The following is a 20,327-nucleotide window of genomic DNA, read 5'->3' as shown; positions in this document are numbered from 1 at the left end:
CTTGGTGGACATGCCTGACACCCGCCCGCCCCGAGACCAGACGGCCAGACTGGAGCTGCGCCACCTGTCGCGCGCCTTTGGCGGCCGGGCGGTCGTGGATGATGTGTCGCTGACGGTGGCGCCGGGGCAGGTGACCTGCCTCCTCGGCCCCTCGGGTTGCGGCAAATCCACCACCTTGCGGATGATTGCCGGGGTGGAGCGGCTGGATCAGGGCGAGATTCTGATCGACGGCCGCCCGGTCGCCGGCCCCGGCCTGCACCTGCCGCCCGAGGCGCGTGGCGTCGGCCTGATGTTTCAGGACTTTGCCCTGTTCCCGCATCTGACCGTGGCGCAAAACGTGGCCTTCGGCCTGTCCGGCGACCGCGCGGCCAAATCCGCCCGCGTGGATGAGATGCTGGAGCGGGTGAACCTGTCCGGCTTCGGCCCCAAGCATCCGCATCAGCTGTCCGGGGGCGAACAGCAGCGCGTGGCATTGGCCCGCGCGCTGGCACCGCGCCCCGGCGTCATGCTGATGGACGAGCCGTTTTCGGGTCTGGACAACCGGCTGCGCGACGGCATCCGCGACACCACTTTGGACATCCTGAAAGAGGAAGGTGCGGGCGTCCTTCTGGTCACGCATGAGCCGGATGAGGCGATGCGGATGGCCGATGAAATCGCCCTGATGCGCGGTGGCCGGGTGGTGCAGCGCGGCGCGCCCTATAATGTCTATAACGCGCCCGCGGACCGGGCGGCGGCGGCGTTCTTCAGCGATATCAACGTGATCCGCGGCACCAGCCGGGGGGCGCTGACCGAGACGCCCTTTGGCGCCTTCCTGACGCCCGGGCACCGGGACGGGGCGCCGGTGGAAATCGTCATCCGGCCGCAGCATCTGAAGATCGACTTCGACCGCGCGGGCCGCGGCCCGAACCCCACGCCGCAGGACGGCACGCCCGCCCGCGGCACCGTGCTGCGCGCCCGCTTCATGGGCCATGAATCGCTGGTGGAATTCGGCATGGACCATGACGGATCGCGGCTGACGGCGGCGGTGCCCGGCGTGTTCCTGCCCAGGACCGGCACGGCCTTGTGGCTGATGATCCGGCGGGACCGCTGCTTCGTCTTTCCGGCCTGACCGGCGGCCTCAGGCCTCGATGAAGCTGACACCGGGGATGTCGCGGATCACGCGGATGTCGTCCTGATAGCGGGCGGTCAGTTCGGCCACCAGATCGGGCGTCCAGCCGGGCAGGGTGAAGGACATTTCCACCCGGTCCTCCAGCGCGAATTTCTCCAGAAAGGCCGAGACGATGCGGCGGCGCTGCTGGACCGAGGCGGGCGGATGGCTGGTCATGTAATTGCGCATCCGCGCCAGCCCGTCGGGCGACATGATCAGCGACAGAAGTTCGTCGGTATCTTCCAGAACGGTGCCGTCGTCATGGCCCGAAACCGCCTGCAGCACTTCTGGCCAGATCAGCGGCGTGTCTTCATCGGCCCAGATGACCAAGGGCACCCCGGGGTTCTGGGCCACGATCTGGCGCACCACATCGGACCAGCGGATCTGCAAGGGATCGGTGCCCTCGAAGAATTCCTCATGGCTCTTGGCCTTCTGCTTTTCGAACAGCGCCGGAAGGAATGTGGCGGGGTTGCGGATCGCCAGATGAAACTCTGCCTCGATCTGCGGGAAAATCTGGGTGAAGGCGCGGATGCGTTCCCCGGCAAAGCTGTAAAGCTGGCCGCGCAGCGCCCATTGCGGAAAGGACAAGAAGCTTTCCCAGGACAGGATCAGCCGGTCGGCCACATCCTCGTCCATGATCTGCTCCAGCACGAGGGCCTGCGTTTCCACCGTGGCGGCGGCGCCTTTCAGCTGCACCGCCGTATCGCGCAGCAATTTGCGATAGCGGGTGGGCGCGGGCACCACGATGCCCTGTTCGGCCAGAACGCCCCGGTTCTTCAGCAGGCAGCGGATCAGCCGCTCTTCATCGGTGCAATGGGCGCCAAGGTGATAGACGATGCGCATTCGGGCCTGCTTTGTCATTCTTCACGCGCGGCCCGGGCGGGCGCGGCTTTGCGCTGAATATACGGGGTTTTCTTTACAGGGGAACCGCTTTCCTGTAGCGGAAGGGTCACGATGGCCGAGCAAATCCGTCAACTTCGCGCCCGCCGCCTGCGCGCCCCCGCCCTGCGTCCCGATGTCTGGACGCTGGGCGCGGGGCTGATCGCGCTTCTGGTGCTGGCGCCGGTGGCGGCGGTCCTCTGGATTGCGGCCAACCCGACCGAGAACATCTGGCCGCATCTGACGGCCACGGTGCTGCCGCGCTACATCGGCACCACGCTGATGCTGATGGCGGGGGTGGCGGCGCTGACGGCGGCGGCGGGCACCGGCGCCGCCTGGCTGGTCACGATGTATGATTTTCTCGGGCGGCGCTGGCTGAACCATGCGCTGCTGTTTCCCATGGCGATCCCGGCCTATGTGGGGGCCTATGCTCTGGTCGATGTGCTGGATTATGCCGGGCCGGTGCAGGCCGGGCTGCGGGCGGCCTTTGGCTGGACTTCGGCCCGGGATTACTGGTTCCCGCAGACCCGGTCTTTGTGGATGGCGGTGCTGGTCTTCTCGGCCGCGCTGTATCCTTACGTCTATCTCCTGGCCCGTGCGGCCTTCCGCGAGCAGTCGGGCTGCACGTGGGAGGTGGCGCGCGCCCTTGGCCGCGGGCCGTGGGCCTTGTTCTTCCGGGTGGGCCTGCCCTTGGCGCGGCCCGCGGTGGCGGCGGGTGTCGCGCTGGTGATGATGGAGACTGTGGCCGATTACGGCACGGTCTATCATTTCGGGGTGCAGACGCTGACCACCGGCATTTTCTCCACCTGGCTGAATGGCGGCAATGCCGGGGGCGCGGCGCAGATCGCGGGCGTGGCTTTGTTCCTGATCTTCCTGCTGGTCGCTTTGGAGCGGGTGTCGCGCCGCAATGCGCGGTTTCACCGGATGGGCCGGGCGCAGCGTCCGGTCACGCGGATGCAGCTTGGCGCGGGGCAGGGGGCGGCGGCCTTCCTGCTGTGCCTGATCCCCTTTGCCGCCGGGTTCCTGCTGCCGGTGGGGGTGATGCTGCATCTGGCCGCGCAGGCGCCCGCGCATTGGCTGGCGCCGGGTCTGTTCAGGGCGCTGGCGAATACGCTGATCTCGGGCGGCACGGCGGCGGCGCTGACGGTGGGGATGGCACTGTTTCTGGTCTATGGCCTGCGGCTTTCGGGGCGCGCGGGCGTGCGCGCGGTGCTGCCCCTGACGACTTTGGGCTATGCTACGCCCGGCGCGGTGCTGGCGATCGGGCTTTTGCTGCCCTTGGCCGGGCTGGACCACAAGCTGGCCGATGCGGTGCTGGCGCTGTCCGGGCATGACCCGGGGCTGATGATCACCGGGACGGCAGCGGCGCTGGTGGTGGCCTATGTCGTCCGCTTCTTCGGCGTGGCGCAGGGGGCGGTCGATTCCGCCTTTGACCGGGTGTCGCCCAACCTGCCGATGGCCGCGCGGTCCTTGGGTCGCGGCGCGGGCGGCACGCTGACGGCAGTCTATCTGCCGATGATGCGCGGATCTGTGCTGACGGCGCTGCTGATCGTCTTTGTCGATTGCGTCAAGGAACTTCCCGCGACGCTGCTGCTGCGGCCGTTCAACTACAACACGCTGTCCACCCGGATGTTCGAACTGTCCTCGCTGGAGCGTCTGTCCGAAGCCGCGCCGGCCGCCCTGCTGGTGGCATTGGTCGGGCTGGCGGCGGTCGCCGTGGTGGCCCGCGCCAACCGCGACTGAAGGCGTTTTTCGCAGAAGTCTTTTCCCGTCGTCGTCCTGTCGGAATTGTCGCATTCCGCCGCTGCGGTGCAGCTATCCTGTCAGGGCAAAAGGTGCCGCTGGCGACAGCGGAGAATTGGGAAGCCGGTGCAAGACCGGCGCTGCCCCCGCAACGGTGACGGATGGGGGATGCGGCAAGAGCCACTGGGAGGAGACCTGGGAAGGCGCCGCATCCGGGGGAAACCCGCCCGCCGCGAGCCCGGAAACCAGCCTTTCGCAGGAAAAACCAGCCGCGGGGTGCGGTGGGGCGGCGCGTGGTCTTTTCCGACGCGGCCGTTTCCGGCACCCTGCATGTCAGATCACCCCCGCGCGGGACGGCGCGGGCCCAGGAGGACCCGATGCGTTCGGCCCAGGAAACCCTTGCCCTGATCGGGGGCCGCAAACCCGATTTCGCGCTGGAGCGTGACCTTTACTGCGATCCCGGCGTCTATCAGCAGGATCTGGAGCAGGTCTGGTACAAGGAATGGCTGTTCGCCGTCCCCGCCTGCGAACTGGCCAAGCCGGGCGCCTATGCCACGATGCAGGTGGGCGCCTATCCGGTGGTCATCATCCGCGGCAAGGACAACCGCATCCGTGCCTTCCATAACGTCTGCCGCCACCGTGGCCAGCGGCTCTGCGCCAAGGACAACGGCTCCACCCAGAACCTTGTCTGCCCCTATCACCAATGGACCTATGACCTTGAGGGCAAGCTGATCTATGCCCGCGACATGGGCGAGGATTTCGACGCCTCGAAATACGGGCTGAAGAAGGTGCATTGCGTCGATCTGGGCGGCGTCATCTATGTCTGTCTGGCCGAGGTGCCGCCCCCGATCGCCGATCTGGCCCGCGCTGCCATGCCCTATCTGGCGCCCTCGGGTCTGGCGGATGCCAAGGTGGCCTATTCCTCGACCATCGTGGAAAAGGGCAACTGGAAGCTGGTGATGGAGAACAACCGCGAGTGCTATCATTGCGGCGGCTCTCACCCCTCGCTCTGCCGCACCTATTCCGACAATCCGCGGATGACCGCGATGGACGGCCCCGACAGCGCCAGCCCCGACATTCTGGACCACTGGAAACGGTGCGAGGCCGCGGGCCTGCCGTCGCGCTTTGTGAATGCCGCCGACTTCCAGTGGCGTCTGGCGCGGATTCCGCTGCTGAACAACGCCGAAAGCTATACGATGAGCACGGAACACGCCGTCGAAAAGCGCATGGGGACGATGCCCTTTTACGATGCGGGCAGCCTTCTGATGTATCACTACCCGAACACCTGGAACCACTTTCTGGGCGATCATGCCATCGTCTTCCGGGTGCTGCCGATCAGCCCCACGGAAACGCAGGTCACGACGAACTGGCTGGTCCACAAGGACGCGGTCGAGGGCGTGGATTACCAGCTGCCGAACCTGACCGAGGTCTGGATCAACACCAATGACGAAGACCGTCAGGTGGTCGAGGAAAACCAGAAGGGCATTCTCTCGCCCGCCTATGAGCCCGGCCCCTATTCCCGCATTCAGGAGGAAGGCGTGATCCAGTTCGTCGACTGGTATTGCAACCTCATGACCCGGCGCCTGTCGCCGCGTCCGGCGATGGCGGCGGAATAAATGGCAAAGTCGCGCCTGAACTGGACCAAGGAGCCGTGGTCGGACAGCGAACTGCTGGAATGCGCCATGGTGGTGCCGGAAACCGACGACACCGCCACCTTCACCTTTCGCGCGCCTTCGGGCGCGTGGTTCGACTATCAGCCGGGCCAGTTCGTGACGCTGGACCTTCCCGTGCCGGGCGGCAATGTGCAGCGGACCTATACGATCTCGTCCAGCCCCTCACGCCCCTTGTCGATCAGCGTGACGGTGAAGGCGCAGGCCACCAGCATCGGCACCCGCTGGATGCTGGACCATCTGAAGCCCGGCATGAAGATCAAGGCCTATGGGCCGTCGGGCATCTTCTCCTCGCACCGGCATCCGGCGAAGAAGCACCTGTTCATCTCGGCCGGGTCGGGCATCACGCCGATGATGTCGATGACAACCTGGGCCTGGGATTCGGGCGAGATGCCGGACATCATCTTTGTCCATGCCGCCCGGCGCCCCTCGGAAATCCTGCTGCGCAAGCGGCTTGAAGGCTTTGCCGACCGCGTGCCGGGCCTGAAGCTGCGCTTCACGGTCGAGGAGCCGGACCCGTTCCAAAGCTGGCCGGGCTATCAGGGTCGCCTGAGCCAGATCATGCTGGGCCTGATGGCGCCGGATTATCTGGAGCGGGAGGTGTTCTGCTGCGGCCCCGAACCCTTCATGCAGGCCGTGCGCGAGATGCTGGTCTCCCTGGGTTTCGACATGGCGCATTACCATCAGGAAAGCTTTGGCGCGCCGGTGAAGTCGGAGGCCGATGCGCCGGTGATCGACGATGTGGTGCCCGATGCCGGGGCCGGGGCCGAGATTGCCTTCTCCCGCTCTGGCAAGACCGTGCCCTGCGCCGAGACGGATACCGTGCTGGGCGTGGCAAAACGGTCGGGTCTGAACATCCCCTCGGGCTGCACCTTCGGTCTCTGCGGCACCTGCAAGGTGAAGAAGACCGCCGGAGAGGTGCATATGGTCCATAACGGCGGCATTTCCGACGAGGATATTGCCGAGGGCTGGATCCTCGCCTGTTGCTCCAACCCCTTGGGCAAGGTCACGGTCGAGGTTTGATACCCGCGTGACGTGTGCGCCGGTCAGGCCGGGGCAGGTGGCTTTCTGCGTCAAACCCCGGGTGGAGGGCTGCAAGCCTCATCCGCCCCGGTGATGAAAGCCGCTGCCGCGCTTCTGTGCGGCGGCGGCTGCGGATTGCGCAAGCCTGTGACTGGGGATGGGGGGCGAGGGCCGGACCGCCGTTCGGGGGGCTCCGGACTTTTGCCGCAGCCGTTGGCAGGTGTCCGGTCGCCGCGCTGGCGACCACCGCTGATGGGCTGAAAACACTTTCCGGAATGCAGCAGGCAAATTCTGTCCGCCCGCTTTCGATCTCGCGCGGTGCGGGTGGACATTTTGTGGCCGGAGCGCGATGAAGGGTGAGGCGCGGCATACCGCCGCATACCGTGCCAGATCGGAGCCGCCCTTGACCCTCCCCCTGTCCCAGCTGCTGCCCCATGCTTTTGGACTGGCGCTTGGGGCGGCGGGCGGGCTGACCTTCTGGACCCTTGGCCTGCCGCTGCCCTGGATGCTGGGCGCCCTGACCTTCACGCTGATCGCCGCGGTCTGCGGGGCGCCCGTGGCGGGGCCGAACCGCATCCGTCCCGCCGTGGTGGCGGTGATCGGGGTCATGCTGGGCGCCCGCTTCGCGCCCGAGGTGCTGGGCCATGTCACGCTCTGGGCCGGGTCGCTGGCGCTCTTGGTGGCCTATCTGGTGATGGTGGGGCTGGTGGTGGTGCCGTTCTATCACTTTGCCGGGCGGCTGGACTGGCCGACCGCCTATTTCGCGGGGATGCCCGGCGGCCTGACCGAGATGATCGAGATTGGCGAGGCCAAGGGCGCAAAGCCGGAGCCGATCATCCTCGCGCATTCCCTGCGCATCGTGATCACCATCGCGCTGATCGCCTTGTGGTTCCGGGTGGTGCAGGGCCATTCGGTGGGCAGCGGTGCAGTGAACCTTTCCCTGGCGATGGAATGGCACGAGGCGGCCCTGCTGCTGAGCGCGGCGCTGCTGGGCTGTCTGATGGGCCATGCTTTGCGCTTTCCCGCCCCCACTTTTCTGGGTCCATTGGCCCTGTCGGCCGGCCTGCATCTGACCGGCATCAGCGAGGCGGCGCCGCCCGGGCTGCTGGTCAATGCCGCGCAGATCGTTCTGGGCACCGTGCTGGGCTGCCGGTTCCGCGGCATGGCCATGGGGGCCCTTGGTCGGGCGGCGGTGCTCTCCATCGGCTCCACCGTGCTGTCCCTGGCGCTGGCGCTGGTCTTCGCGCTGGCGCTGAGCCGCTGGTTCGGAATCGGGCTGGAGCAGGGGATCCTCGCCCTAGCCCCCGGCGGGCTGACGGAAATGGGGCTGATCGCGCTGGCGATCCATGCCGATGTGGCCTTTGTCGCGCTGAACCATGTGGTGCGGATTCTGGTGGTGATCGTGGCCGCGCCGCTGGTGTTCACGCTGCTCCGGCGGCGCTAGCTGCGGCCCGCCAGCCGATTGCCGATTGTCGCCAGCACCGAAGGATTTTGCACCCCGGGCCGCGCCTCGGCCCGGTCGGCCGCGTTCAACAGCGCATACATGCCGGTGACCCCCAGCCAGCGCAAAGGCTCCGGCTCCCATTTCCGCACCCGGCGGTTGACCCAGGGCAAAGCGGTCAGCGCCGTCTCGCGCCCCAGGGTCAGATCCGCCAGCGTCCGCCCCGCCAGGTTGGAGGTGGACACACCGGTGCCCACATAGCCCCCGGCCCATCCCATCCCCGCGGCGGGATCGAAGCCCACCGTCGCGCACCAGTCGCGCGGCACGCCCAGAACGCCGCACCAGGCATGGTCGATCCGCGCCTGCCGTGCCGCCGGGAAATGCCGGTGCAGGATCGCCACCAGCCGCCGGATCGTCTCGGCATCCGGGGTGCCGTTGCTGTCAAGGCCCGAGCCGAAGCGGTAGGGCACGCCGCGCCCGCCCACGGTGATCCGCCCCTCGCGCGTGCGCTGGCAATAGCAATAGGCATTGTTGAAATCGCCAAGGATTTCATGCCCGTCCCAGCCGATCTGGTCCCAAACGCTTTGCGGCAGCGGCTCCGTCACGATCTGGGCCGAGTTCAGCGGCAGCCATTCCCGCGTCAGCCCGGGCAGACCGGCGGTAAAGCCCTCGGTGCAGCGCAGCACCGCCTTTGCCGTTACCGTGCCGCGGTCGGTGGTGACGCGGCCCGGCGACAGGGCGGTGACGGTCGTGCCCTCCGCGATCCGCACGCCCGCGCGCTCTACCGCGGCGGCCAGCCCGCGCACCAGCTTGGCCGGCTGGATGCGGGCGACATTGGTCACCACCAGCGCGCCACGGGCGCCCGGAATGCGGATGCGGCCCGCCAGTTCCTCGGCGCTGATCCGGTGAACCCGCGCTTCTTCGCCCCAATGGCGGCGGTGTTCGGTCTCGGCCACCATCCGCGCCTCCTGCGCGGGGTTCACGGCCACCATCAGCTCATCACAGCGGCGGATATCGGCGTCGATCCCCTGCGCCTCGGCGACCGAGATGATCTCATCCACGGTGCCGTTCATCGCCCGGACCATGGCGCGCACCGCCTCCGCGCCGGAGGTCGCGGCATAACGCGCATGGCTCCAGGAGAACCCGCCCGACAGCCACCCCCCGTTCCGCCCCGATGCGCCGAATCCCGCAAACTCCTTCTCGACGATCAGGATGTTCAGCGACGGCTCCGCCTGTTTCAGATACCACGCCGCCCAAAGCCCGGTATAGCCCGCGCCAATGATACAGACATCGACCGTTGTGTCTCCCTCCAGCGCAGGGCGGCGCGCGGGCAGGCCGATATCGGCATACCAGAAGGACACGTCACCGATGCGGGCGGGGGTGGGGTTCGGCATGGACATCTCCGGTCAGGTCAGGCCATTGGTGCCCGCTCTCTTCCGGGCGGGGCAAATTCCCTGAAGCGTCTGGCGGCGGCTGCAGGGCCTGTCAGGCCCATATCGCCTCAAACTCGCGCCATTCGCCCTTGGACATGCCGCTGTCTTCCTGCGTGACCGTCTCGCCCGCCAGACGGCGTTTCAGCACGGCGACGGCCTTGCCCGACAGGTTCACGCCGCCCATGCGGTAATCCTCGAAAGCGGCGAAGGCGAGGGGGACCCAGTCCTTCACCGTCTGGGCGATCGCCTCTGCATAGACGCGGATTTCATATTGCGCATGGGCATCGGCGCGCAGCCGCAGGAAGTGGAAGAGGTTGTGCAGGTCGGTCTTCCAGTACCACTGGGTATAGATGTTCATGGGCAGGTTCATCCGCGCGAGTTCGCGGGCCAGCCCCTGCTGGCCGTCCTGAGACAGCATCTCTTCGTAATGGTCATACATCTGGCCCGCGTCGCGCTTCAGCAGGTCCAGCACGCGGGCGGCCTCGGCCCCTTCCAGAACGGCGCCGCGGCCCTGATTGTTGACGGAGCTTTGCGCCGCCAGATGTTCGGGCGCGGGGATGTAGAACTCGCGGTCCAGAATGGAGTAACGGGCGCTGTATTCGTTCACATTGGCGGTGCGGTGACGGATCCACTGACGCGCCACGAAGACCGGCAGCTTCACATGCAGCTTGACCTCGCACATTTCGAACGGGGTCGAATGCCAGTGCCGCATCAGATAGCGGATCAGCCCTTCGTCATTCGAGACATGCTTGGTGCCTGCGCCATAGGACACCCGGGCCGCCTGCACGATGGCGCTGTCGTCGCCCATATAGTCGATCACCCGGACAAAGCCGTGGTCCAGCACCGGATGCGCCTTGTAGAGATGGGCCTCCATCCCCTCGGCCACGGCCCGCAGGGTGGGCCGCGGGGTGGCGCGTGCGGATTCGATCTCGGCCAGCTGTTCGGCGGTCAGGGACATGGGCGGGCCTTTCGATGGGGATGAGTCGGAGCCGGACTATATCTGGGGGACGGGCGGTGCGAAACCGCCAGATCAAGCGTGATGCAAGGGTGACACGTCAGGACCATTCCTGTGGAGAAGTCAGATCGTCTTTGACTTTCAAGGGCTTTCCGGGCAAAGCTGACGTAAAATTTTCTTGAGGTCCGGTCCATGTCGAAGCGGTTTCTTCTTCTGCTGATGTCTTCGCTTGCATTGGCGGGCTGTGGCGGAAACCCCATCGGGGACGGCGGAGGCGGCGGCGGAGGTGGTGGCGGCACGACCAATCCGCTGGTCCCGGCCGCTGTCAGCATGAATGTCGAGGCGGCGGCACTGCAGGGCTGGTCCTCCAATGCGGCGACCATTGCGGTGCAGATGACCGCTCAGGACGCGACGGACCTGTCGGGCAATTACGGACGCAATGCCGCGCTGGATGTGGGTGATTATGAGGCCTACAGCTACCAGACCACCACCTCGAACCGGATGGTCGTGGCGCTGGTGCGCAAGGTGGACGGGGTCGCCGCGATTTCCGCGGTGGATGCCGGGCAGTTTGCCAATTATCACGGCGGCGCGCAGGTCTGGCGGGCGGATGTCTTTACCCGGCCTTCGGGCGGCGGGGTCGGGGCGCGCTATGACTATTCCGGCACCTATGCGGGGCTTCTGAACACCGGCACGCCCACGGGCGGCGGGCCGGGCGGCACGCTGAACCCCACGCAATCCTGGCGCACCACGGGCCGCGCGCTGATCACGGCGGATTTCACCGAAATGCGCGTCTCGGGCGGGGTGGACCAGCGGACCGTTCTGGAAACCGGCGGCTCGCTGGCCGATATCGCGCTCTGGGCCACGGCGATCAATGCCGACGGCACCTTCACGGATTCGGTCCGGCGGGCGGACCCTTCGGGCTGGACCTCGGCGGGCACCTATGGCGGCGCCTTCAACGGCGATGCCGATGCGGTGGCCGCGGTTATGGTGTTCAATCCGGTGTCGGGGGCGGCCAATCTTTATGAGCACGGCATGATCGTTCTGCCCAGCTGCACCGCGGGCGGGGGTCCCGCATGTCCCTGACGCGGCTGCTCCCGCTGCTGCTGGCGGGGGCGGTGCTGGGCTTGTCGGGGGGCGGGCCGTTCGGGGACAGTGCAAAGGCCGGGCCGACTGGTCAAACAGCTTCCGGTCAGGAGGTCGAGGTCGTGACCGACCTTGGCGGTGCACGGGCCATGGCGCAGCGGGCGCTGGTCGTGGGTCGGGCCGATTTGGCGGTGTCCATCGCGCGGCAGATCCTTGCCGTGGCCCCGCAGGATGCGGCGGCGCATATGCTGCTGGCGGCGGGGCTGACACGGTCGGGCCAGCCGGATCAGGCGGTGCCTGTGGCAAAGGCCGGCTTCCGTCTGGCCGAAGGGGACGCGGCCCGGTTCGAGGGGGCCTGGCTGACGGCCGAGGCTCTGGCCGGATCGGGGCGGACATGGGCCTCGAAGCTGTGGCTGCGGCGGGCCGATCTTTACGCCACCACCAAAGCGCATGAGGCGGTGCTGGCGCAGGCCTATGGCACGGTCTCGGCGCAGACCCGGCTGAGCTTTTCGGCACAGGCCTTCGCCGGTCCGTCTGAAAACGTGAACGGCGGCAGCCTGCATGACACGTTCTGGTTCTACGGCATTCCTATCCCGATCGACGAGGCGCTGCCGGGCTTTGTCTGGGGCGGGGCGGGGCGGTGCAGGCGGCATGGGCCTTTTCGCCCCGGACCCAAGGCCGCCTGCAATGGGCGCATAAAGAGGTGTCGCTGGGCGACCGCGCCGCGGCGATCAACCCCGCCGCCCGGGGCAGCGATTACCGGCAGGACGAGGTGACGCTGGGTCTGTCGCATCTCTGGGCCTCGGACAACGGGCGGATGGCGCTGGCGCTGGATGCTGCGGCGGGGCGGCGCTGGACGGGCGGGGATCACAGTGCCGACCGGATGGCGGTCTCGGCGGAACTGCGCCGCGCGCTGTCGGAAGACTGGATCATCGCCGGACAATGGTCGGCCGAAGATGTCGATGTGACGGGACGGCCGGTGGCCGACAGCCTGACGCAGCGGCTGGGTTTTTCGGTGTCGCACCGGGCCGAGGGGCTGGGGGCGCTGACCGCCCGGCTGGGCGCAGTCGAAGTGGCCAGCGATGCTGCGGGCGTGGCCTGGCGCGGCCCGTCGCTGGCTCTGGGCTGGCGGGCGCCGATCCGCAGCGAGCATCTGGGCCTGATGGTGGATCTGGAGGCCGAGCGGCGCGACTACTGGAAGACGCCGGGCTTTGCCCCGGACGACTGGATGAGCCTGTCGGTCACGGCGGAACTGCCCTCGCTGGCGGTGATGGGGTTCAATCCCACGGTGACGGTGACGGCGGCGCGGACGAAATCCGAGGTCGTCGTGCGCGATACCGAGGAGCTGGGCATTTCCTTCGGCATCGCCAGCCGGTTCTGAACGGGCCGGTTCTGAACGGGCCGGTTCTGATCGCGCCAATTTGGGCGGATTTCCGGGACCATGTCATGGCCGGTTCACGCCCGCTCAGGCCGCAGCGGCAGGGGCCCGGGTTGCCGCGACGGCGGCGTTTGCGCTAACCTCCGGCCATCCGTGCCCGGCTGACCCGGGTGCGCAAGGGAGAATTCGTCATGACGATCCGCTATCTGCACACCATGGTCCGGGTGCTGGACCTGGAAAAATCCATGGCTTTCTATCGGCTTCTGGGGCTGGAAGAGACCCGCCGCATCGAGAATGAGGGCGGGCGGTTCACGCTGGTGTTTCTGGCACCCCCCGGCCAGCCGGATTGTCCGGTGGAACTGACCTACAATTGGGATGGTGACGAGGGCCTGCCCTCGGACAGCCGCCATTTCGGCCATCTGGCCTATGAAGTGGATGATATCTATGCCACCTGCGCCCATCTGCAGGCCAATGGGGTGCTGATCAACCGCCCGCCGCGGGATGGCCGGATGGCCTTTGTCCGCTCGCCCGACAATGTCTCGATCGAGCTGTTGCAGAAGGGCAGCGCGCAGGCCCCGGCGGAACCCTGGGCCTCGATGGGCAATACCGGCCACTGGTAAGGGGGCCTTGCAGAGCGGCCCCGAAGAGGGGCCGCAAGCGATGTCTCGGGCGCGCGGATCGCGCGCGCCCTCGGGGTGCATGGGGGCGCTGCCCCCGTCGCGTTCCGCGACTCCCCCGGGATATTTGGGCAAACTGGAATCGGCTGAGGGTCAGGCGGACCAGAGCGACAGCGTGTCGGCGCCGATCTGCCGCGTTTCGCGCAGGGTGAAGCGGGGGGCGTCCGCGAGTGCGGCGAGACCGAGCGGGCCAAGCGCGGCGGTGCCCTCGGCGCCGATGAGGGTGCCGGCGTGGAAGACTGCGAGGTCATCGGCGAGGCCTTGGCGGATCAGCCGGGCGGCAAGGCCCGCGCCGCCTTCGCAGAAGATCCGGGTCAGGCCGCGGCCGGCCAATGCGCGGAGCGCGGCCTCCGGGTCGGTGCGACCATCGGCGGCGGGCGGCGCTTCGATCAGCCTGGCGCCGGTGGCTTCCCATGCGGTGCGGGCGGGGCCGGGGGCGTCGGGGCCGTGGACCAGCCAGACCGGGTGATCCTTGGCGCTGCGGCCGAGGCGGCTGTCGGGGCTGTGGGCAAGGCGGCTGTCCAGCACGATGCGGACCGGCTGATGCGGGCTGCCCATGTCGCGGACGGTCAGGTCCGGGTCGTCGGCCGCTGCGGTGCCGGAGCCGACCATGACGGCATCATGCATCATCCGCATTGCATGGACCATGCGGCGGGCGTCGGGGCCGGTGATCCAGCGGCTTTCGCCCGTGGCGGTGGCGATGCGGCCATCGAGTGTCGTGGCGAGTTTCAGCGTGACGAGGGGCAGGCCCTGCGTCACCCGTTTCAGGAAACCGGCGGTCACGCGCCGGGCCTCATCAGCAAGGATGCCCTCGGTTACCGCAATGCCTGCGGTGCGCAGGATGGCATGGCCACGCCCTGCGACGCGAGGGTCGGGGTCGGTCAGCGCGGTGACCACCCGGGCCACGCCTGCCGCCACCAAAGCCTCGGCACAGGGCGAGGTCTTGCCGTGATGGGCGCAGGGTTCCAGCGTAACATAGGCGGTGGCGCCGGTGGCATCGCCTGCGGCGGCCAGCGCCACCCTTTCGGCATGGGGCCGCCCGCCGGGTTGCGTCCAGCCGCGGCCGAGGATCCGGCCATCCCGCACCAGCACGCAGCCGACCGAGGGGTTCGGCCATGTCGTGCCAAGGCCCCGCGCGGCAAGGCGCAGGGCATGGGCCATGTGGATCTCATCGGCCTCGCGGCTCACTCTTCGGTCTTCTCCGTGGCCGGGCGCAGTTCGCTCACGAAGCGGTCGAAGTCGTCGGCGGCCTGGAAGTTCTTGTAGACGCTGGCAAAGCGCACATAGGCCACCGTGTCGATCCGGGCGAGGGATTCCATGACGATCTCGCCGATGGTGCGCGAGGGGATGTCGGTTTCGCCCAAGCTTTCCAGCCGCCGCACGATGCCGGAAATCATCTGGTCGATGCGCTCGGGGTCGATCGGGCGTTTCTGCATGGCGATGCGGATCGAACGTTCCAGCTTGTCGCGGTCGAAATCCTCGCGCTTGCCACTGGTCTTGATGACGATGAGGTCGCGCAGCTGCACGCGCTCATAGGTGGTGAACCGCCCGCCGCAGGCCGGACAGAAGCGCCGGCGTCGGATCGAGACGTGATCCTCGGCCGGGCGCGAGTCTTTGACCTGGGTGTCGATGTTCCCGCAGAATGGGCAGCGCATACGCGCCCTCCTTGCTTGTTGTTGTTGGCCTGCCTCAAGATCCGGGTGTTTCCCCGGTTATATGGGCTGACTATAGGCGGGGGGGCCGCATCTCGGCAAAGGAGAAATGGCCGCTACCGCATCTGGGGCCCGGGGGTGTTGCGGGCAAGACTCAGGCTGTGGCGGCGTGGTCCTCGGCCAGCCGCACCAGAACGGTCAGCGTGCGGCTCACCGGGACCTCCAGCCCGAGCTTTGTGGCACGGCGGACGATTTCGCCGTTCAGGTGGCCGATCTCTGTCCGCTTGCCGCGGCGCAGGTCCTGCGCGGTCGAGGAGAACTGGCCGGGCATGGTGGCGCAGATCCGCTCGACCTCGGGCCAGAGGGTTTCCGGCAAGGCGATGCCGCTGGCGCGGGCCACGGTCAGGCATTCCGCCATCGCACTGCGCATGACCTCGGCCGCGCCGGGTTCGGCCAGAATGCGGCCATAAGGCTGTTGGGTCAGGGCGGAGATGGCGTTCAGCGTGCAGTTGATGGTGAATTTGGTCCACATCGCCGTGGCCGCCTCGGGCGAGACGGTGGCGTCGATCCCGGCGCGGCGCAGGCGGGCGGCGGCCGCTTCGGCGCCGGGCGCCTCGGCCAGCACCAGTTCGCCCCGGCCATGGTGGCGGACATGGCCCGGGCCGCCCATGTCGGTGGCGACATAGACCACGACGGGCACCACCGGGCGGCCCAGAACCTGCGACAGGGTTTCCGCATTGGACACGCCGTTCTGGAGGCTGAGCACGATGGCATCGGGCGCCAGATGCGGCAGGATCGCGCGGGCCGCCGCTTCGCTGTCGCCGGATTTCACCGCGACCAGTACCAGATCGGCGCCCGCAACCGCGGCGGGCGTCTCGCTGGCGGCAAGGTCGACCCGGCGCTGTCCGGCGGTATCCTCGAAGATCAGCCCGCGCTCGGCCACCGCCTGCACCAGTGCAGTGCGGCCGATCAGGGTGACCGCCTCGCCCGCCTCGGCCAGAAGGGCGCCGTAATAGCAGCCGACTGCGCCCGCGCCCATCACCGCAATGCCCCGTGCCATGTCATCCCCCGCTTTGTGTTCGTCCGGGATAACCCGGGACGCCGCAGGGTCAAGGGGGCCGGGCCTGCGGGGCTTGCCGCCCGCGGGCGGTCATGACAGCGTGGCGCGAAAAGATGCAGGAGGGGCCGATGCCTGAAACCGTCACAATCGCCGCCACAGGAATCCGGGCCCAGTTCGATCCGGCCTGCGGTTTCGTCTCGTCGTTGACGGTCACGGATGAAGGTGCCGAGGTCGCGCCGCTGCACCGCGCACCTTGGGCACCGGACGAGGTGCCCGCCACGGCGCCGCGCCATCAGCGCGGCTTGCGCGGTGATTTCTTCAGTGCGCCCTTCGGTCAGGACATGGACGGGCTGCACGGCCCCACGGCCAATGGCGACTGGCCGGTGGCCCTGTCCGGCCCCGCGCTGGTGCGGGCGGTGCTGGACCGGCCGGTGCTGGGCGCCACGGTGGTGAAGGAGCTGTCGGTCGAGGACGGGCACCCGTTCCTTTATCAGCGCCACCTGTTCATCGGCGGCACCGGCGCCCTGCCGGTGGCCAATCACGCGATGGTGGCGCTGCCGGGCGGGGGCAAGCTCTCCTTCTCGCGCAAACGCTGGTTCGAGACGCCCGCGACGGCGCCGGAAAGCGACCCTGCGCGCGGGCGGTCGGCTTTGGCCTATCCGCGTCGCGCCGAGGACGGGGCCGAGTTTCCGGGTGCCGACGGCGGCACGGTGAACCTGCATCGCTATCCCTGGGGTCCCGCGCATGAGGATTTCGTGGTCGCGGTCGAAGAACCCTCGGCCCGGCTGGGCTGGACCGCAGTGGTGCGGCCCGATCAGGGCGACCTGTTCCTGTCGCTGCGCGATCCGAAACAGCTGCCGATGACGATGCTGTGGCATTCCAATGGCGGGCGGGATTATGCGCCATGGAACGGGCGCCACACAGGCTGTCTTGGCATAGAAGAGGGGGCGGCGCTGCCGCTTCTGGGCCTCTCGGCGCATGAGGTGCCCGATCCGCTCTCTGCCGCCGGTCAGCCGCCGCTGCTGACGCTGGACCCGCAGGGCATGGCCGAGGTGCGCCATGTGACGGGCGCGATCCGCTGGCCCTCGGGTCAGGCGGTGGCTGCGGTGCAGCTGGAGGGGAATGTGCTGACCGTCACCGGCGATTGGGGGGCCGAGCGGCGCCTGCCGATCCGCGGGGGCTGGCTTTCCCCCGCGCCCGAGGCGCCCGCACAGCCGAACCGGCCGAAGATCGACTGGGATCTTTAGAACCGGAACCTTCAGCCTGACCTGCCCCGGCTGTGTCCACCCGCTGCGGGAGGGCGCGAGGCCCTCCTGACGGCGGGGCAACCAGTCTCAGGCCAGCGCGCCCGAAGCGTCGATCCGGGTCTTGCCGCCCAGATAGGGATGCAGAACCGCGGGAAGATCGACCGAACCATCGGCCTGCTGGCCGTTTTCCAGAACGGCGATCAGGCAACGGCCCACGGCAAGGCCCGATCCGTTCAGCGTGGCCACGAATTCGGGCTTGCCGCCCGCAGGACGGAAGCGCGCATTCATCCGCCGCGCCTGAAACTGGCCGCAGGTCGAGACGCTGGAAATCTCGCGGTAACGGTCCTGCCCGGGCAGCCAGACCTCAAGGTCATAGGTGCGCTGCGCGCCGAACCCCATGTCGCCGGTGCACAGGACGATGCGGCGGTAGGGCAGGCCCAGCTTTTCCAGAATGGCCTCGGCGCATTTCACCATGCGCTCCTGCTCGTCCAGATGGGTGCCGGGGGTGCAGATCGTCACCATCTCGACCTTTTCGAACTGGTGCTGCCGCAGCATGCCCGAGGTGTCCTTGCCCGCGGACCCGGCCTCCGACCGGAAGCATTGGGTGTGTGCGGTCATCCGGATCGGCAGGGCCGCCTCGTCCAGAATCTCGCCCGCGACGGTGTTGGTCAGCGTGACTTCAGAGGTGGGGATCAGCCACCAGCCATTGGTGGTCTGATAGCTGTCCTCGGCGAATTTCGGCAGGTTGCCGGTGCCATACATCGCCTCATCCTTGACCAGAACCGGGGTCCAGGTCTCGGTCAGGCCATGCTCTTCAATATGAGTGTCCAGCATGAACTGCGCCAAGGCGCGGTGGACACGGATCACCGCGCCCCGCAGCACGACGAAGCGCGCGCCCGACAGCTTGGCCGCCGTTTCGAAATCCATGCCGGGCTTCACGCCCTGAATCTCGAAATGCTCGACCGGCTTGAAGTCAAAGGCGCGGGGGGTGCCCCAGCGATGGATTTCGACGTTGTCGTCTTCGTCGGCGCCTTCCGGCACCTCGTCCAGCGGCAGGTTCGGAATCCGCATCAGCGCATCGCGCAGCTTGGCATCCTCTTCGCCCGCCTCGGCGTTCAGCCGGGCGATTTCGGCCTTTTTCTCGGCCACAAGGGCGCGCAGCTTCTCGAACTCGGCCTCATCGCCGCGCGCCTTGGCGGCGCCCACCTCTTTGGAGGCGCGGTTCTGCTCGGCTGTGGCGGTCTCGGCCGCCAGGATGCGGGCGCGGCGGCCTTCGTCCAGCGCCAGCAGCGCGGGCGAGGCAGCCGACAGGCCCCGGCGTGCCAGTGCCGCATCGAAAGCGGCCGGGTTTTCGCGGATAGAGCGGATGTCGTGCATGATTTTGCCTCGCGTTCGTGACGCTGTTCCTATGCCAGAAGGGGCGCGCGGGGGGAAGTCCGCGCGGCCACAGATGCCGCCCCGGCAACGGAGCGTTTGCAAACCGGGGGCTTCGCAGATGCAGCGCGGCAGGCTATCACCGGCAAAACGGAGAGCAGATGGCCGCGACACCGGCAAAGAAGGACTACCGCCGCGGGATCGACCTCCTGCGCTTTGTCGCGGCCCTTGGGATCGTGGCCGATCATGCCATGGGCTGGTGGGTGGTGGGCTATCCCGCGCTTGGGGTGTTCCTGATCCTGACCTCTTACTTCAGCGTGGGCTCCTATCTGCGCGGCGCCGGGCAGGGGTTCTGGTCGTCGCGCGCGATGCGGCTGCTGAAGCCGTGGCTCTTCTGGTGCCTGTTCTACCGCGCCGTCTATGAAGTCGTCTCGGACGAGCCCTTCGCCCTTCTGCGCGAGCCGTTCAGCCTGCTCGTCGGCCCCTCGGTCCATCTGTGGTTCCTGCCCTTTGCCGCGCTGGCGCTGGCGGCGGTGCCGCTGATCGCGCGGCATGTCACCACGCGGGCGCGGCTGACGGCTGCGGCGGCGGGGGTGGCGGTGCTGTGGGTCCTGCTGGGGCTGGTCCATGCGAATGAGGGCATTGCGGGCTGGCTGGTGCCCGAGGGCGACGGTTTGCCGCAGCCCTTTCCGCAATGGGCGTTTTCGCTGCCGATCTACCTCTGGGGCGCGCTTGCGGCGGTGGCGCACCGGATGGAGGCCACGCGGACCGTGCTTCTGTGGGCCGCTGCCGGGTCTGCGGTGATGACGGCGCTGCATTTCGATCAGGCCAGCTGGCAGCTTTTGCTGTCGGCGGCGATTTTCGAGGCGGTCTGGCGCCTGCGCGGGGGCGGGGCCTGGATGACCGCCGCGGCGGGCTATGCCTTCGGGCTTTACCTGATGCATCCCTTCTTCGAGCTGGTCGGCTACAAGCTTGTCGGCTCTGACATGGCCCCCCACACGGGGTTTCTGTTCGGCGTGATCGGCTCTGTCGCCGGGACATGGGTGCTGCGCCGGATCCCCGGCCTCCGCGGCATGGCCTGAGGCTTGCGGCTTCCTCTGGCAAAAGCTGCGAAAAGCCCCTAGATAGCGCCAACACGTTTGACCAGCGCAGGGCGGCCCGGCCGGGTGCGGCCCGGTTTCCGACCCAGACCCGACCAACAAGAGGACCCGTTCATGTTTGCAACCCCCGCCTTTGCCCAGGCCGCCGGCGGCGGCGCCGCTTCGGCCCTGACCTCGTTCCTGCCGCTGATCCTGATCTTCGCGATCATGTATTTCCTGATGATCCGCCCGCAGCAGAAGAAGATGAAGGACCATCGCGCCATGGTTGAGGCGCTGCGCCGCGGTGACCAGATCGTCACGCAGGGCGGCATCGTCGGCAAGGTGTCGAAGGTGCAGGAAGATGGCATGGTCGAGGTGGAAATCGCCGAGGGCGTGAAGGTGAAGGTCGTGAAGCACACCATCACCCAGGTTCTGAACAAGACCGAGGCGGCCGCGGCCTGACCGCGCCCCAAATCAAGGCTGTGA

At 67.9% G+C, this 20,327-nt stretch carries 19 protein-coding genes and 1 riboswitch; of the genes, 12 read left to right on the top strand and 7 right to left on the bottom strand.

Features of this window, described 5'->3' with window-relative positions; all coding sequences use genetic code 11:
• Positions 1-10 precede the first annotated feature (10 nt).
• Positions 11-1,108, top strand: coding sequence for an ABC transporter ATP-binding protein (locus ACO2Q5_RS01930; protein ID WP_423287888.1), 1,098 nt, complete (start codon positions 11-13; stop codon positions 1,106-1,108).
• Between the two features lie 9 nt (positions 1,109-1,117).
• Here ACO2Q5_RS01930 and ACO2Q5_RS01925 read toward each other — a convergent pair whose 3' ends face one another.
• The gene (locus ACO2Q5_RS01925; RefSeq protein ID WP_423287887.1) at positions 1,118-1,990 is read right to left on the bottom strand and encodes a hypothetical protein; all 873 of its coding nucleotides are present in this window, start codon (positions 1,988-1,990) and stop codon (positions 1,118-1,120) included.
• Between the two features lie 111 nt (positions 1,991-2,101).
• On the opposite strand from ACO2Q5_RS01925, the gene ACO2Q5_RS01920 reads away from it, so the two are divergent.
• The 4 genes from ACO2Q5_RS01920 to ACO2Q5_RS01905 all read left to right on the top strand — a co-directional run bounded on the left by ACO2Q5_RS01920 (position 2,102) and on the right by ACO2Q5_RS01905 (position 7,906).
• Positions 2,102-3,769, top strand: a complete 1,668-nt coding sequence (locus ACO2Q5_RS01920; RefSeq protein WP_423287886.1) for an ABC transporter permease — start codon at positions 2,102-2,104, stop codon at positions 3,767-3,769.
• A 73-nt stretch (positions 3,770-3,842) separates the two neighbouring features.
• Positions 3,843-4,037: riboswitch (cobalamin riboswitch) on the top strand.
• Between the two features lie 109 nt (positions 4,038-4,146).
• Complete coding sequence (locus ACO2Q5_RS01915; RefSeq protein ID WP_423287885.1) at positions 4,147-5,385, top strand: aromatic ring-hydroxylating oxygenase subunit alpha; 1,239 nt, start codon at positions 4,147-4,149, stop codon at positions 5,383-5,385.
• Positions 5,386-6,462 (top strand): 2Fe-2S iron-sulfur cluster-binding protein, encoded by a 1,077-nt coding sequence (locus tag ACO2Q5_RS01910; protein WP_423287884.1) that lies wholly within the window; start codon positions 5,386-5,388, stop codon positions 6,460-6,462.
• Positions 6,463-6,865: 403 nt separating this feature from the next.
• On the top strand, positions 6,866-7,906 hold the full coding sequence (locus tag ACO2Q5_RS01905; protein WP_423287883.1) for an AbrB family transcriptional regulator: 1,041 nt from the start codon (positions 6,866-6,868) through the stop codon (positions 7,904-7,906).
• Here the strand turns inward: ACO2Q5_RS01905 and ACO2Q5_RS01900 are convergent.
• Both ACO2Q5_RS01900 and thyX read right to left on the bottom strand, forming a co-directional pair.
• Positions 7,903-9,297: an NAD(P)/FAD-dependent oxidoreductase gene (locus ACO2Q5_RS01900; RefSeq protein ID WP_423287882.1), complete on the bottom strand. Its 1,395-nt coding sequence runs from the start codon at positions 9,295-9,297 to the stop codon at positions 7,903-7,905. The two genes, ACO2Q5_RS01905 and ACO2Q5_RS01900, sit on opposite strands and share 4 nt — an antisense overlap.
• A gap of 91 nt (positions 9,298-9,388) precedes the next feature.
• Positions 9,389-10,294, bottom strand: a complete 906-nt coding sequence (thyX, locus tag ACO2Q5_RS01895) for an FAD-dependent thymidylate synthase (protein ID WP_423287881.1) — start codon at positions 10,292-10,294, stop codon at positions 9,389-9,391.
• 189 nt (positions 10,295-10,483) lie between these two features.
• Between thyX and ACO2Q5_RS01890 the strand changes: the two genes are divergently transcribed.
• The 4 genes from ACO2Q5_RS01890 to ACO2Q5_RS01875 all read left to right on the top strand — a co-directional run bounded on the left by ACO2Q5_RS01890 (position 10,484) and on the right by ACO2Q5_RS01875 (position 13,372).
• Positions 10,484-11,374 carry a hypothetical protein gene (locus tag ACO2Q5_RS01890; protein WP_423287880.1) on the top strand — a complete coding sequence of 297 codons (891 nt, stop codon included), beginning with the start codon at positions 10,484-10,486 and terminating at the stop codon, positions 11,372-11,374.
• A complete protein-coding gene (locus ACO2Q5_RS01885) occupies positions 11,365-12,150 on the top strand; it encodes a hypothetical protein (RefSeq protein WP_423287879.1) in 786 nt (261 codons plus the stop codon). The genes ACO2Q5_RS01890 and ACO2Q5_RS01885 overlap by 10 nt, the downstream gene beginning before the upstream one ends.
• Complete coding sequence (locus ACO2Q5_RS01880) at positions 12,078-12,755, top strand: hypothetical protein (RefSeq protein ID WP_423287878.1); 678 nt, start codon at positions 12,078-12,080, stop codon at positions 12,753-12,755. The genes ACO2Q5_RS01885 and ACO2Q5_RS01880 overlap by 73 nt, the downstream gene beginning before the upstream one ends.
• 188 nt (positions 12,756-12,943) lie before the next feature.
• Positions 12,944-13,372 carry a VOC family protein gene (locus ACO2Q5_RS01875; protein ID WP_423287877.1) on the top strand — a complete coding sequence of 143 codons (429 nt, stop codon included), beginning with the start codon at positions 12,944-12,946 and terminating at the stop codon, positions 13,370-13,372.
• Between the two features lie 150 nt (positions 13,373-13,522).
• Here the strand turns inward: ACO2Q5_RS01875 and ribD are convergent, their stop codons facing one another.
• The 3 genes from ribD to ACO2Q5_RS01860 all read right to left on the bottom strand — a co-directional run bounded on the left by ribD (position 13,523) and on the right by ACO2Q5_RS01860 (position 16,141).
• On the bottom strand, positions 13,523-14,617 hold the full coding sequence (gene ribD / locus ACO2Q5_RS01870) for a bifunctional diaminohydroxyphosphoribosylaminopyrimidine deaminase/5-amino-6-(5-phosphoribosylamino)uracil reductase RibD (RefSeq protein ID WP_423287876.1): 1,095 nt from the start codon (positions 14,615-14,617) through the stop codon (positions 13,523-13,525).
• Positions 14,614-15,084, bottom strand: coding sequence for a transcriptional regulator NrdR (nrdR, locus tag ACO2Q5_RS01865; RefSeq protein ID WP_423287875.1), 471 nt, complete (start codon positions 15,082-15,084; stop codon positions 14,614-14,616). The genes ribD and nrdR overlap by 4 nt, the downstream gene beginning before the upstream one ends.
• A 151-nt stretch (positions 15,085-15,235) precedes the next feature.
• On the bottom strand, positions 15,236-16,141 hold the full coding sequence (locus tag ACO2Q5_RS01860; RefSeq protein ID WP_423287874.1) for a ketopantoate reductase family protein: 906 nt from the start codon (positions 16,139-16,141) through the stop codon (positions 15,236-15,238).
• 128 nt (positions 16,142-16,269) lie between these two features.
• Between ACO2Q5_RS01860 and ACO2Q5_RS01855 the strand changes: the two genes are divergently transcribed.
• Positions 16,270-17,388 (top strand): hypothetical protein, encoded by a 1,119-nt coding sequence (locus ACO2Q5_RS01855; RefSeq protein WP_423287873.1) that lies wholly within the window; start codon positions 16,270-16,272, stop codon positions 17,386-17,388.
• A gap of 87 nt (positions 17,389-17,475) precedes the next feature.
• Here the strand turns inward: ACO2Q5_RS01855 and serS are convergent, their stop codons facing one another.
• The gene (serS, locus tag ACO2Q5_RS01850; protein ID WP_423287872.1) at positions 17,476-18,765 is read right to left on the bottom strand and encodes a serine--tRNA ligase; all 1,290 of its coding nucleotides are present in this window, start codon (positions 18,763-18,765) and stop codon (positions 17,476-17,478) included.
• 158 nt (positions 18,766-18,923) lie between these two features.
• Between serS and ACO2Q5_RS01845 the strand changes: the two genes are divergently transcribed.
• Together ACO2Q5_RS01845 and yajC are read left to right on the top strand one after the other, a co-directional pair.
• Complete coding sequence (locus ACO2Q5_RS01845; protein WP_423287871.1) at positions 18,924-19,844, top strand: acyltransferase family protein; 921 nt, start codon at positions 18,924-18,926, stop codon at positions 19,842-19,844.
• Positions 19,845-19,976: 132 nt separating this feature from the next.
• Positions 19,977-20,303, top strand: a complete 327-nt coding sequence (gene yajC / locus ACO2Q5_RS01840; RefSeq protein ID WP_423287870.1) for a preprotein translocase subunit YajC — start codon at positions 19,977-19,979, stop codon at positions 20,301-20,303.
• Positions 20,304-20,327: the final 24 nt, after the last annotated feature.

Source organism: Neotabrizicola sp. VNH66, from assembly GCF_049445895.1.
In the GTDB taxonomy this organism is placed as follows: Bacteria; Pseudomonadota; Alphaproteobacteria; order Rhodobacterales; family Rhodobacteraceae; genus Pseudogemmobacter.
The sequence above is the reverse complement of the archived record's forward strand: the minus strand, read 5'-3'. Positions and strand labels throughout refer to the sequence as shown.